The organism is Rhodopseudomonas palustris (assembly GCF_003591005.1).
GTDB classification, from domain to species: domain Bacteria; phylum Pseudomonadota; class Alphaproteobacteria; order Rhizobiales; family Xanthobacteraceae; genus Rhodopseudomonas; species Rhodopseudomonas palustris_K.
In genome coordinates this window covers 134,901-148,429 of the sequence record NZ_QYYD01000004.1, presented here as the reverse complement: position 1 = coordinate 148,429, position 13,529 = coordinate 134,901, and the positions used below count along the sequence as shown (strand labels likewise).

Genomic DNA, 13,529 nt, shown 5'->3' with positions numbered 1-13,529 from the left:
GGAGCGCTTAGCGCAGCAGCTGCAGCACGCTCTGCTGCGACTGGTTGGCAAGCGACAGTGCCGAGACCGCGATCGACTGGCGCGTCGACAGCGCCTGGCTGTTGGCGGCTTCTTCGTTGGTGTCGGCGAGCGTCAGGTTCGACGAGCCGGTCTGCAGCACGTTGATCAGGTTCTTGGCGAAGTCCTGGCGGATCTGCACGATCGACAGGTTCGAGCCGTACGACGACGCCTGCGAACGCAGCGTGGTCGACGCGGTGTTGAGCGCGGTCAGCGTCCTGTTGGTCGCGGCGTTGTCGATGAAGTCGACGCCGGACACCAGTGTCGGAAGGCCGAGCGCCGCGGGGCTGAGCGCGGTGCCGACGATGTTCAGCGTCGACTTGCCGGTTTCGTTGAACACCAGCTTCAGCGTGTCGCCATTGAGCAGATTGACGCCGTTGAACGACGCGTCCTGCGACGTGGTGGTGATCTGCTGAATGACGTTGTTGTATTGCTCGACCAGCTTGGCGCGCGCCATCTGCGAGGTGATATCCGCCACCGGCGGGTTCGGCGTGCTGAAGGTCAGTGCTGCCGTGATGGTGCCGCCGACGGTGCCGCCGTCCGCGACCGAACCCAGCGTCGCCGAGGCGTAGTCATTGTTCGACGAGATGGTCAGCAGGCCATTGGCGTCGATCTGCGCGATCATGTTGTTGGTCGCGAGCTTGTTGTTGAGCTGCGCCAGCGTCTTCACGGTGCCGCCAGTGCCGTCTCCGAAGATGACATTGACCGGCGTGCCGCCCTTGAACGACGTGAAGGTCAGGCTCTTGCCGGAGACGCCACCGCTGCCGGAGGCGCGGGAGGCCTTGAACTCGGTCGAGGTGCCGGTGTTGCCGGCGAGGCCGAGCGCCACCAGGGCGTTGCCGGTGCCGCTGATCGTCAGGTCCGAAGCGCTGCCGGTCGAGATCTTCAAAGCACCACTCGCCAGCGAGGAGCTTGCGGCGTTGGGCTGGGTCGACAGCGTCGCGCCGCCCGGGTTCAGCTTGGCGATCTGCACGCCCGTCGCAAGGTCGATCGCGGTCAGCACATCGGCCATCGTGCCGCCCTGCAGGTACACGGTGGAATTGCCGAGACCGTCGGTCTCGACACGACCGGTCACGCCGGGGTGCGTGGCGGATGCGGCAGGCACCGGCGCGTTCTTGAAGGTGACGGTCTTGCCGTTGACGTTCAACGTCGCGCCGTCCTCGATCAGCGTCCCGATGGTGGCCGCGCTGGTGGTTCGATTAGCGGTAACCGTTGCCGGTCCCGGCCCGGTCGAACCGGTCAATTTCAGCGTGTTGAGAAAGTCTGCCGGGCCGGTGACGCTGAGATCGGCGCCCGTGGACGTTTGCAACGTCACGGTGCCGCCGGCCGAAATCTGTGAAGGCGTCCCGTTGGTCGCGAAGGTCGCGACACCGCCGGCGATCGTGGCGGTCTTGACGCCGCTCGCCAGATCGATCGCGGTGAGCACATCGCCGACCGTGGCCGAAGTGTAGGCGCTGCTCGTCCCCATGTAGATCGTCGAGTTGCCCGACGTATCGGTGACGATGTTGCCGAGCACGCCCGAGCCGGCCAGCAACCCTGCCGCGTTCGGCGGATCGCTCGCCTTGAACACGATCGATTTGCCGTTCACCGTCAGCGTCGTGCCGTCGGCGATGGCGCCTGTCTGCAGACCGCCGACCGTGTTGAACAGCTTGGTCGTGGCGGTGATCGGGTTGGTCGCTCCGGTGTTGAGCGCGACGTTGACGGTCGGGCTGAGATTCAGCTTTGCCATCACGAGGCCGCCCGTCGTGTCGGTCACCGACAGCGCCCGGTTGGTGCCGGTGTGCAGTTCGAGCCGGCCGTTGGCGTCGACGACCGACGGATTGCTGGTGTTGCCATTGATCGAGTCGATGGTGGCCAGCAATGCACTGATCGGCTGATTGATGCCGAGCGTGTAGTTGCCATTGCCGTCGTTGGCCTGCGAGCCCGTGGTGGTGAAGGTGATGGTCTTGCCGTTGACGACGATCACATCGCCGGCCTGCGGGCCGGTCGCGGCGGTCGTCAGACCGCTGGTCAGGGCGCTGATCAGCGTGTTGCCATCGGCCAGCGCGCTGGCGGTGCCGACGTGGAGCGCCGTCCCCGTGGCCGAGTTGTCGGCCGCAATCGCCTTGGTAATCGTCGCGCTGCCCACGACGCTGCCGACGCCGCCGCCGAGCGTGCTGCCGAGCGCGACGGGCGTGGTGCCGCCAGCGTTGCCGTTATTGACCACGCTGCTGGTCGCGGTCGCGCTGGCGAAGGTCTGGGTGCCGCGCAGATCGTCCGGTGTCGCGCCCGCGATGGTCGCCGACACGTTGGACTTTGTCGAATAGCCGACGTTCGACTGCAGCGCCTGGTTGGCGATCGACTTGGCGGTGTCGATCAGCTTGTTCAGCGAGGTGATGCCGGTGTTGGCGGCCTGCAGGATCTGGACACCGTTGCTGATGCCGTCGAGCAGGTTGTTGATGTCGCTGGCCCGGCTGTCGAGCCCTGCCGCGGTGAAGAAATTGGTCGGATTGTCGAGGGCGGTGTTGACCTTCTTGCCGCTCGCCAGCCGGTTCTGGGTGGTCGACAGCAGTTCTGCAGTCGATTGCAACGATAGCAGATTCTGGCGAACTGATGCCGAGAGAACCACGTCAGACATGGTGCAAACCTTCCTGATCCGCGCTGGGCGACGACTTCGGTCGTGCGCTGCTGCTCGCGCCTCGGCTCTGCCGCGACGTTTGCCGGTTGTGTTTAGACGCCTGTTCTGGAGAGGGACCTCGGTCGCACTCGCATGCGGTCCGGATCAACGCGGCCGTTCTCGGCCAACCTTCTTCCTGAGCATCGGTACTATGGCGCGCGCACTTTAAAATATGGTTAACAGCGCCTTAAGGCGCTGTCCGCGGGAAATTCACTCGAAAAATCAACATCTCGAACCGCCCGACGATATGAGACGAACGGAGCTTCTGGCTCGCTCCCACCCCATCCGGCCGCTGCGAATCAAAAAAAGGACGGCGGGGTTTCCCCCGCCGTCCGATGACGTTTGCTGCGACGATCGCCGCGGATCAGCGCAGCAGCTGCAGCACGCTCTGCTGCGACTGGTTGGCCAGCGACAGCGCGGACACCGCGATCGACTGACGGGTCGACAGTGCCTGGCTGTTGGCAGCCTCCTCGTTGGTGTCGGCCAGCGTGAGGTTGGACGAGCCGGTCTGCAGCACGTTGATCAGGTTCTTCGAGAAGTCCTGACGGGCCTGCACGATCGACAGGTTCGAACCGAAGGCCGACGCCTGCGAGCGCAGCGCGGTGGTCGCGTTGCCGAGCTTGGCCAGCACGGCGTTGGTCGCCGTGTTGTCGATGAAGTCGGTGCCGGAGGTCAGGCTCGACAGGCCGAGGCCGGTCGGGTTGAAGGTGACGCCCTGGATCGAAATCGTCGACTTGCCGGTTTCGTTGAAGACCAGCTTCAGCGTATCGCCGTTGAGCAGGTTGACGCCGTTGAACGAAGCGTCCTGAGCCGTCGTGGTGATCTGGTCCAGGATGTCGTTGAACTGCTTGACCAGGCCCGCACGGGTGGTCTGGGCATTGACGTCCGCGACCGGCGCCGCAGCCGACGAGAACGACAATGTATCCTTCAACGTGCCGCCGATCACGCCGCCGTCCGTGCCGCCCATGGTGTGCGAGGCATAGTCGTTGGAGGTCGAGATCGTCAGCTTGCCCGTCGAGTTGTCGATCGCCGCCACCATGTTGTTGGCCGCCAGCGCAGTGTTGAGCTGCGCCAGGGTCTTCACGGTGCCATTGCTGCCGTCGCCGAAGGTGACGTTGACCGCCGAGCCGCCATTGAACGACGAGAAGGTCAAGGTCTTGCCCGACACATTACCCGCGCTGGTGGTGCGGGCGGCCGTGAACGACAGGTCGGTGCCGGTGTTGCCGCTGAGGCCGAGCGCCGACAGCGCATTGCCGGTACCGGCGGTGATCGACAGATCGGCATTGCTGCCGGTGCTGATGTTCAGCGCGCCGGAGGTATTGATCGACGACTTGGTCTGGCCGGTCGCCGCCGCGAAGGTGGCGCCGCCCGCGTCCAGCGTCGCGGTCTGCACACCGGTGGCGAGGTCGATCGCGTTCAACACGTCGGAGACGGTCGCGGCCTGCAGATACACCGTCGAGTTGCCCTTGCCGTCGGTCTCGACCGCACCGGACACGCCGGTGTGGGTCGCGGAGGCCGCCGGGGTCGGGGCATTCTTGAAGGTGATGGTCTTGCCATCGACGGTCAGCGTCGAGTTGTCCTGGATCAGCGAGCCCAGGGTCGAGGCCGCAGTGGTGCGGTTCGCCGACACCGTCGTGGTGCCACCGCCGACCGCGCTGGTCAGACCGAACGACTTGAGGAGGTCGGCCTTGCCGGAGACCGACAGGTCAGCACCGGTCGAGCTCTTCAGCGTGACGGCACCGGCCGTGATGCTGGACAGCGTCTGGCCGGCGTTGGCCGTCACGGTGCCGGCGTTGTTGTACGCAACGCCGCTGGCGAGATCGATCGCATGCAGCACGTCGCCGACCGTTGCGGTCGAGGAGGTCGTGCTGGCGCCGATATAGATGGTCGAATTGCCCGTGGTGTCGACGACGACGTTGCCGGTGATCGACGTTCCGGAGGGAGCCGTGGTCGGCACTGCGCCGGCCTTGAAGGTGATGGTCTTGCCGTTCACGGTGAACGAGTCACCGTCGGCAACGGTCGCCGTACCAAGGGCCGGATTGGCGCCGCCGGTGTCGTTGAGCTTGGTCGCGGCAGTGATCACAGCGGGCGACGTCGCAGTGTCGTTGACCGCGGTGCCGACCAGCGAGCCGGCCACGCCGCCGAGAGTCTTGGCCGAAGTCGCCGCCGTGGTGCCGCCAGCCGCGCCCGAGTACAGCACGTTGCTCAGCGCCGAGGTCGAGCTGTAGCTGGTGGTGCCACGCAGGTCGTCCGAAGTCGCGCCGTTGATGGTGGTCGAGACGTTGGACTTGGTGGTGTAGCCAGCGGTGGTCTGCAGCGCCTGGTTGGCGATCGACTTGGCGCTGTCCACGAGCTTGCTCAGCGACGTGATGCCGGTGTTGGCAGCCTGCAAGATCTGCACACCATTGCCGATGCCATCGAGCAGGTTGTTGATGTCGCTGGCGCGGTTGTCGAGCGAGGCAGCGGTGAAGAAGTTGGTCGGATTGTCGAGTGCCGAGTTCACCTTCTTGCCGGTCGAGAGGCGGCTTTGGGTGGTGGCGAGCAGGTCTGCCGTGGCCTGAAGCGAAGAGAGATTCTGGCGAACGGCGTTCGAGAGAACGATTCCTGACATGTGATGCTACCTTCCTGGTGCGCAAATACGATCTTCTTGATCGACCGCGGAACCATGACGGCGAGACTCTAAGAATGCGTAAAGGTAAGGTGCTCCCTTTAGCGCATGGAAACGGGCATCAATTCACGCATTCTTCTCGTGAAATTACGAGGTAACTGGCGCGATCGCGAACGCAGTGATCAGTTGGATGTGTGGAAAGATGCTGCAATTAGTGCAGCTTCGTCAGAGCGCGGTCGCGCGCACGCAAACGAAAGCCGCTACGCGATCGACGCGGCGACGGCCTGTGCGTTGACGGATCTTTAACCAGCTCCGTACGCGCGCGCCCGGCCTTGCCTGACTGAGGACTTGGGCGGACCGACGCGGCAGGACCGCCGCGGTCCGGCGGCGAGGATCAGCAGGCTGGCTCAGGCCGCGTCAGAAACAGCGCGCGGCGATCGGACCAGCGTTCGTTCCGCGTCTTCGGCCGGCAGCGGCCTTCCGAACAGGAAGCCCTGAGCAAAATGACAGCCGACGGCGGCGAGATATTCGCGCTGCGCTTGCGTCTCCACACCTTCGGCAACTACGTCCAACCCCAGATTGTTTCCGAGCCCGATGATCGCGTTGACAATGGCCAGCGAGCATTTCCCTTTGCCCAGGCCCGCAACGAACGAGCGGTCGATCTTGATCGTGTCGACCGGAAAATCACGCAGGTGAGTGAGCGACGCATATCCGGTCCCGAAGTCGTCAAAGGCGATACTGACGTCGGCTTCCCGCAGCGCCCGACAGTTTGCGGTGATCGCATCAGCCCGCGACGACAGGAAGATCCCTTCAGTCACCTCCACCGAGATATGACGGTGAGGCAGTCCATGCGCATCCAGCCGATCGAGAAGATGCTGCGCGAAGCCGGGCGACCTTAATTGGCTCGCGCTCAGATTGATCGCGATATGGCCGAATGTGACGCCGGCGTCGCGCCACGTCCGCGCTTGTTTGACGGCGGCTTCGATCACGAAGTCTCCCAGGGACCTCGAAAGCGACCGATCGTCCAGAGCCGCCGAGAACGCCCCGGGCGCGAGAATTGCGCCGTCCTCGGTGACCAGGCGCAGCAATGCCTCGAAGCCGCAATGCGCTCCATTGCTCAGCAGCACCTTGGGCTGGAAGAACAACTTGAATCGGCTCTGGCTCAAACCTTTCCTGGCCGATTTGAGGATCGCCTTACGCTCGATCGTGGCCGCCTGAAGTTCGCTGCGGAACCGCCGCCAGCAGTTCTTGCCCTCACGCTTGGCTTCATAGAGAGCCAAATCGGCTTCCTGCAATAGCTCGTCCGGAGCGAAGCAGCCGTTGCCGTCACGGGTAGCGACGCCGATCGAGCAGGACAGATAGCAGCTGTGCCCGCGCCAGGCGACCGGCTTGCGGATCGCCTTGAGCACGCTTTCGATCAGGCGCTCGAGCCCAGCCTCGTCGGCACCGGCCCAGATCAACGCAAACTCATCCCCTCCCGTACGGGCGACCACGACCTCAGGTCCCGCGACGGCCTTCAGCCGCTGACCGATGCGACGCAGACACGAGTCGCCGGCCGCGTGGCCGTGCGTGTCATTGATCTCCTTGAATCCGTCGAGGTCGAGGGTCAGCAGCGCAATCGGCGTCAGTCCGGACTTGCCGAGTCGGGTGAGCGCCCATCTTGTGGCGCGACGGTTGCCCAGCCCCGTCAGTTCGTCGGAACTGGCCAGGTTCTTGACGCGCTCCAGCAGCAGCTTTTCCTCGGTGATGTCCTGCTTCAAGCCGTAGCGCCGAACCAGACGACTGCCGTCGAGTTCGACTTCGGACACCAGACGGACCCACTTCAGATTTCCCTTGATGGTGTACATCCGCCCCTCGAAGCGATACGGCCGCCGTGCGCGGTCAGCTTCGCTGATCAGCGTCCTGAGGCGCGTCCGTTCCGGCTCGGGGTAGAGGTTGAACTGCGCCGTGATGTTGCACTCGGTGTCTGACGCCATCTCGTGCAGGCTGAACATGCCGCGTGTCCACCTGAATTGCCCGGTCGCGATGTCGTGCTCCCAGGCCCCCAGTTTTCCCAGCTCACAGGCGGATTCCAGCAGCCGATGGTTCTTCCAAAGCAGCTGCTCCTGATCCTTGATGGTTCTTTCCTGCTGACTGGTCTGCATCGAACGGGCGTGATTGCTGAGGAGACCAACGGCGATCTCCTTGAGGTTCTCGAGCCGCACGAGTTCCTGCTCCGTCATGCTGCGCGGCTTGGTATCGATCACGCAAAGACTGCCGAGGTTCGGTCCATCTCCGAGTTTCAGAGGAATTCCTGCGTAGAACCTGATGTGCGGAGCGCCCTGGACCAGCGGATTGTCCCGAAATCGACCGTCCTCGGCGGTGTCGGGCACGATCAGCGGCTCGGGCGAACAGATCGTATGTGCGCAAAATGCGATATCTCGCGGAGTCTGCCTGCAGTCGAACCCTTCGACAGCCTTGAACCACTGCCGGTGCTGGTCGAGCAGCGAGATCGCGGCGATGGGAACATCCATCAAATCGCGCGCCAGCCGCACGATGCCATCGAAATCGCGGGTCGGCGCTGTGTCCAGGATCTGCAAGGCTCGAAGAGCGGCCAATCGCTCGGTTTCGTCTGGAGGCAGCGGAAAGCTCATCTGTACCCGACCTGCTTGAGAACTCGTTATCGCGGTGTCTTGGGCAGAAACTCGACATCGACCACGTCCCCGCGCACGACTAAACGCTTGCAGCGTCGCCACACCGGCGCCGGCCCCGATGCAAACAGCAAGTTGAACTCGGTGAGCAGACGAGGACTCTGCGCACGAATCCTGGCGCCGCTATTCCAGATACCAAGAACAACACACTCGACCGTCGCACCTTCATCAAGGGCGCAGACCACCGGACGCGGCGGATCGAACCACACGCGTTTTTGTAAAGGTCGTTTGACAGTCGGACAGACAGCCGCCGGTGTTTCGTCGACAGAACGAAGCACGACGGCGCGGCGAATGGGACTATCCACCGCGCGTGAGGATTGGTTTCCGCCCTGTAATGCCAACGCGTCGTCTTGCATGGCAGGTGCCCATCGCCCGGGCCCTTTGTGAGCACACGGAGCTTGTGAGTTAGTTCAATTCGTGCCAACTCCGCGCCGTGCCTACGCGCAACGCGAGTTCGGCCGAACGTTCACCAACCCTGATAGTCGATGCTTTGGGCTCCGGATCGGCCTGGTTGGCGCGATCTATGGGTGAAATTACGGTTAGGAAACGATAAACTTGGATACTATCTTCTCGACCGCGTCTGTTCATCCGCGCGACCGTTTTGACTATTGGCACAGTATCGCCTGCAAGAACATCGTCGGTCACGACTCGGTACCTGACGATCGCCTGGCGTTTCAGGCCGAAATCAAAGCGGCGACGTTTGGAACTCTGGAGCTCGTCGAATTCAGCAACTCGTCGATGCTGGTCTCTCACAGCTCCGCCCATGTCGAACGCACCAGTCCCGATGCGATGTTCGTCTGTCTGCAGTTGTCGGGCAGCCTTCAGGTCGTTCAGAACGCCCGCGAGGTCGATCTGAAAGCCGGCTCACTGATGCTGATCGAGCCGCTGATGCCTTACAATGCGCGGTTCTCGCAGGATTCGAAAACCCTGCTGATCAAGGCGCCGCGGCGCGCCATCCACGCGCGGATCGGTCGAAACCGGGAACTGATCGGGCATCGGATCACTGCCGAGCGTTTTGATGACGAGCTGGCACTGGCCAGCGCCGCGAAGCTGCCGTCGCTGGTCGGGAAAACGACTCGCACGACAGAAGATCTCGTCGCCAATCACGTGCTCGATCTCCTCGGACTATCCATCGCCAGAACCATGGCGAACGTTGTCGGACGCGTCTCGAGTCCGAGAGCGTTGTTGCTGGGGCAGATCCGATCAGTCGTGGAAGCGCGGCTCACGGATTGCCGGCTCGACGGCCAGCTCGTCGCCGATGCGGTGGGAATAAGCGTCCGCTATGCAAATGAACTGCTCGCCGATCAGGATTCGTCCCTGCACCGCCTGATCCTCTCCCGACGCCTGTCGCACTGCCGGCGCGCGCTTGAAGATCCCAGCCAGGCGCATCGCACCGTCTCCGACATCGCCCACGGCTGGGGCTTTTCGGACATGACCTATTTCGGCCGCCGATTCAAAGCGGCCTACGGGATGTCACCCGGCGAGTATCAGAAGACAGCGCTTCAATCCCAGCGCGCTGATCGGTCCTGACGGCGAGACGATCATTGCGCTGACACGTGGCCAGGCGCTCAGCGGCGCCGGTGCAGATGCGGCCGCAGCGCCAAAACGAGTGGGACGATCAGCGCCGCGGTGGCGGCCGAGGCCAGCACGCCGACGGTGCGGCTGCTGTGGTCGGCAATCGTGCCGTACAGGATCGGCGCCAGCCCGCCGGCACAGATCACGCTGGTATAGAAGATTGCGAAGGCACGCCCGGTATCGCCCGTAGATAGATCCGGGACAGTGCCGTACAGCACAGACGACGTGCCGTTCAGCACGACGCCGAGCATCGGCAACAGCACAAGGGTGAGCGGCAGCGGCGTGACCAACGTCGCCGCGATCAGCAAGGCGGTCGCCGTCTCGGTGATGATGACGGTGCCGACCACGCCCAGCCGCTCGCCGAGCCAGGCGCATGTCGCCTTGCCGAAAGCGCCACCGATGAACAATAGCGCGAGCGCGGCCCCGACGGCCTGCAATCCGCCGCCCTGTGCGTGGATCAGAAACGGCAGAAACAACAGGTACCCCATGCGAGTTGCGGTATCGAGCGCACCGATCGTGGTGAGGATGCGAAAGCCGCCACCGCCGCGGCCCGGCGCCGCGTCTTTGACGACATCGCTGGGAGTGGCAGCCGGCGTCAGCGTCGCCAGCGCGGCCACGATCACCGCTCCGAGCCCCGCCAGCAGCAAAAGCACCGATTGCCAGGCGAGGATCGGCAACAGCATCGCGACCGCCGCCGGCAAGGCGGCCTTCCCGAGATCGCCGGAAAAATTGTAGATGCCGAGCGGCTGCCGTGCGGCGGTGCCGTAGCTGGCGACGACGAGCATCGAGCCGCGCGGATGCTGGATGCTCGATCCGATGCCGGCGACAACGAGGCCGACGCACAGGCCGGCAAATCCGAGCGGCAGCGCCATCAGCAACAGGCCCGCCGCAGCCGCGGTGGTGGACAGGATCAGCGCCGCCCGCGGTGACCAGCCGCGCAGCACCCGGTCGGCCGGGATCTGCAGACCGCCCATCGTGCCGAAATACAACGCCCGCACGACCGCCAGCATCGCATACGACAAGCCGAACTGCGCCTGCCAGACCGGCAGGAAGGCGTACAGCGCGTCGGTGTAGCCGTCATGAAGCGCATGGGCGAGACATGCGGCCAGCAGGCTGCGCGACTTTTCGGGTTTCGAAAGCCCCGATGCATCACGGTCGGGACGGGCTCCGGCAGCCTCCGCCAACTCCGTCATCTCCACGCGCCCCCTGCGTCCACCCGAGCGCAGCAGAAGAAAATCTGATTCATGGCGTGTCTTTCGGCTCACGACAGTTCGTCTGACAACCTTGAGCGATTGCTGCAGCTGTCACAAACCAGTAATAATCGGCTGATGGGTTAGGATTTCTAACGATGGCTCCACGCAGATCTTTGCCGCCGCTCAATGCGGTACGGGCGTTCGAGGCGGCGGCGCGGCTCGAGAGCTTCAAGCAAGCCGCCATCGAACTGGGCGTCACGCATGGCGCAATCAGCCAGCAGGTGCGCCTGCTGGAAGACCGGCTGGGAGATCCGCCGCTGTTCCGGCGCTCGACGCGGCGCGTCACGCTCACGTCCGCCGGCAAGGCGCTGCTCGACGAGTTCGGCCCGGCGCTGGATCGCATTGCCGAGGCTGTGCAGCGCCATCACGCGACGCAGGGTGACGGTCCGGCGGCCGTGCTCCGCGTCAATGCGCTGGCCACGTTCAGCATGCGGTGGCTGCTGCCGCGGCTGAAACGTTTCCGCGCCGAACGTCCCGACATCGAGGTTCGGCTGACGACCTCGAACGAACCGATCGACGCGCTGCCGGAGACGTTCGACGTCGTCATTCGCGGCGGGCCGGATGCATTTCACGGCATGGCATCGCGGCTGTTTCTCTCGGAACGCCGCTTACCAGTGTGCAGCCCTGCCCTGCTCGCCAAATTGCCGCTCGACGACGTCTCTGATCTGGCGCGGCATACTTTGCTGAACGTTTCGTCGATGCCGCGGCTTTGGCACGACTGGCTGGTGCAGGCCGGACAGCCCCGCATTACCCCGACCGAAACGTTGACGTTCGATCACTTCTTTCTGTCCATCCAGGCCGCGCTCGACGGCCTGGGCGTGGCGATGGGCCCCACAGCGCTGGTCGCCGACGACGTCGCGGCCGGCCGCCTGGTCGCGCCGTTTCCGGACATCAGTCTTCCCGCCAGGAGTTACTTCGCCTACGTGGCCGATGGCAGCCAGCACGACTCGCCGACCGCGGTGTTCTGCGATTGGCTGGAGCGCGAAGGCCGGCCATCCGCCGGCAGCGCGTGACGTGTCAGGTCGCGGATCAGCCGCCGAGCGCAGCTGCAGGGATCGATCGGCGCGCCGCAAAGGGCCTCAGAGGAACTTGACCAGGCTCATCTGATAGAGCTGCGACGTCAACTGATAGGACGCCTGCAGGCTGGTCTGCAGCGCCAGGATCTTGGTCGCGACCTCGTCGTTGTTCACCCCCTCGATCGAGTCCAGCATGGTCTGCGCCAGCGCCTTGGTCTGGGTCTGACGATCGCCGCTGGCCTTCATCGAGGCCTGCGCGCCGGCGAGATCGGCCTGGATATTCTGGATCGTCTGCTCGCCCGGCACCACCGCCAGGTTCGCAGCCACGCGCTGGTTGAGCGCGGCGAGTTTGTTGGCGCCGTTCGGATCGCTCGCCGAGGTCGTCACCGCGGCGAACACCGCCACGGTCTGCAGCTGCTTGCGCAGCGCCTGCTCGTCGGCGCGGATGCCGTATTGCACCGTGATGGCGTCGTCGACGCGGCCGATCGCCGTGCCGCGCGCCGGATCGGTCGGCGAGTCCGGCTCGCCATTGTACCAGAACACGGTGTCGGCCTTGGTGCCGGCGACCTGCCCGGTCGCCGCGCCGAACGGCGCGCTGCCGGCGACGCGCAGCGGCGGCGTGTTGTTGAAGAAGTCGTCGCCGGCCTTGATCGCCGAGGCGGCCGCCAGCGCGCTGCCCGACAGCTGCTGCACCGCATTGCTCAGCGCGGTCTTGAGATTGCCGGCAGTGATCGTCGGCGATGCCGGCACCGCCGGCACCGCCAGCGGATCGCCCGGGTCGATCGCAAAGCTGTTGGCCGGCAGCGGCGTCTGCGACGACGCCGTCAGCTTGATGGTTTCCTGGGTGCCGTCCGGCAAATTGAAGGTGAACGACACGGTGTCGCCCTCCTTCGGCAGGTTGCCGTTGAGGTCGATGCCCATCGCCACCGGATTGGGCGCGGCCGGCGCCGTGGTCGGCGGCGTCTCGGTGGGCTGCGTCGTCGTCGCGCCCGCGATCGTCGTCGAGATCGACGCGATCTTCAGGCCGAACGGCGACGCCCCGATCGCGGTCGGTGTCGCGTAGGGATTGGCCGCGAAGTCCTCGCCGATCTGCACCGAGGTCGGCGTGGCGCCGGCCGAGACGATGGTCCGCCCCATGCCGTTGGTGCCGACATCGGCGTCATGGCGCTCGCTGATTACTTGCTTCAGCCCGGCGATCGCCGCGCCGTTGCCGTTCATGATCTGGTCGGCCGAGGTCACCGGCGCGGTGTCGGTGGCGCGTCCCGAAAACAGATAGCGGCCGCTGGACTGGGCGTTGAGCATGTCGACGGCGTCGAAGAAGTCCAGACCGGCCGTCTTCTGGCCCGCCGACTGACCGGTGTTGTCGAGCGTCGCGCCGGCGCTCGCGGCCGCGCCCTTGACCTCGCTGCCGATCGCGTTCAGCCGCTGCAGCGACAAATTGGCGACGCTGATCCGCGTGTTGATGTTGGTCATCGTGTCGGAATAGCTGGCGATGTTCGCCACCTGCGCCCGCATGCCGATCGCCAGGCTGCGGCCGGTGCCGTCGCCCGCATAGGTGGTCGATACCCGGCCGTTCGCCAGCTGTGCGGTCAGGCTCTCGATCTGACTCCGGATGTTGACGATGCCGGTGCCGATATAGGAGGTACGCCCGCTTACGCCATCGATCGCCATTGC

The 13,529-nt window shown here is 64.7% G+C and carries 9 protein-coding genes; 3 read left to right on the top strand and 6 right to left on the bottom strand.

Annotation, left to right across the window (positions count from 1 at the left end; genetic code table 11):
• Positions 1–7: 7 nt before the first annotated feature.
• Both D4Q52_RS05530 and D4Q52_RS05525 read right to left on the bottom strand, forming a co-directional pair.
• Complete coding sequence (locus D4Q52_RS05530; protein ID WP_119855550.1) at positions 8–2,674, bottom strand: DUF1522 domain-containing protein; 2,667 nt, start codon at positions 2,672–2,674, stop codon at positions 8–10.
• A 403-nt stretch (positions 2,675–3,077) separates the two neighbouring features.
• The gene (locus D4Q52_RS05525) at positions 3,078–5,324 is read right to left on the bottom strand and encodes a DUF1522 domain-containing protein (RefSeq protein ID WP_119855549.1); all 2,247 of its coding nucleotides are present in this window, start codon (positions 5,322–5,324) and stop codon (positions 3,078–3,080) included.
• A 105-nt stretch (positions 5,325–5,429) separates the two neighbouring features.
• Here D4Q52_RS05525 and D4Q52_RS26175 point away from each other — a divergent pair, with 105 nt between their 5' ends.
• Positions 5,430–5,627 (top strand): hypothetical protein, encoded by a 198-nt coding sequence (locus tag D4Q52_RS26175; protein WP_147407757.1) that lies wholly within the window; start codon positions 5,430–5,432, stop codon positions 5,625–5,627.
• Between the two features lie 101 nt (positions 5,628–5,728).
• Here D4Q52_RS26175 and D4Q52_RS05520 read toward each other — a convergent pair whose 3' ends face one another.
• Both D4Q52_RS05520 and D4Q52_RS26170 read right to left on the bottom strand, forming a co-directional pair.
• Positions 5,729–7,954: a sensor domain-containing phosphodiesterase gene (locus D4Q52_RS05520; protein WP_119855548.1), complete on the bottom strand. Its 2,226-nt coding sequence runs from the start codon at positions 7,952–7,954 to the stop codon at positions 5,729–5,731.
• 26 nt (positions 7,955–7,980) lie between these two features.
• Entirely contained in the window at positions 7,981–8,367 is a 387-nt protein-coding gene (locus tag D4Q52_RS26170) for a hypothetical protein (protein ID WP_147407755.1), read from the bottom strand.
• 199 nt (positions 8,368–8,566) lie between these two features.
• Between D4Q52_RS26170 and D4Q52_RS05515 the strand changes: the two genes are divergently transcribed.
• On the top strand, positions 8,567–9,541 hold the full coding sequence (locus D4Q52_RS05515) for a helix-turn-helix domain-containing protein (RefSeq protein WP_234831087.1): 975 nt from the start codon (positions 8,567–8,569) through the stop codon (positions 9,539–9,541).
• A gap of 38 nt (positions 9,542–9,579) precedes the next feature.
• On the opposite strand, the gene D4Q52_RS05510 is transcribed toward D4Q52_RS05515, so the two are convergent.
• Complete coding sequence (locus D4Q52_RS05510) at positions 9,580–10,779, bottom strand: MFS transporter (protein WP_182915237.1); 1,200 nt, start codon at positions 10,777–10,779, stop codon at positions 9,580–9,582.
• Between the two features lie 155 nt (positions 10,780–10,934).
• Here D4Q52_RS05510 and D4Q52_RS05505 point away from each other — a divergent pair, with 155 nt between their 5' ends.
• Positions 10,935–11,852 (top strand): LysR substrate-binding domain-containing protein, encoded by a 918-nt coding sequence (locus D4Q52_RS05505; RefSeq protein WP_119855546.1) that lies wholly within the window; start codon positions 10,935–10,937, stop codon positions 11,850–11,852.
• Positions 11,853–11,918: 66 nt separating this feature from the next.
• Here D4Q52_RS05505 and D4Q52_RS05500 read toward each other — a convergent pair whose 3' ends face one another.
• Entirely contained in the window at positions 11,919–13,526 is a 1,608-nt protein-coding gene (locus tag D4Q52_RS05500; RefSeq protein ID WP_119855545.1) for a flagellar biosynthesis protein FlgL, read from the bottom strand.
• Between the last annotated feature and the right edge of the window lie 3 nt (positions 13,527–13,529).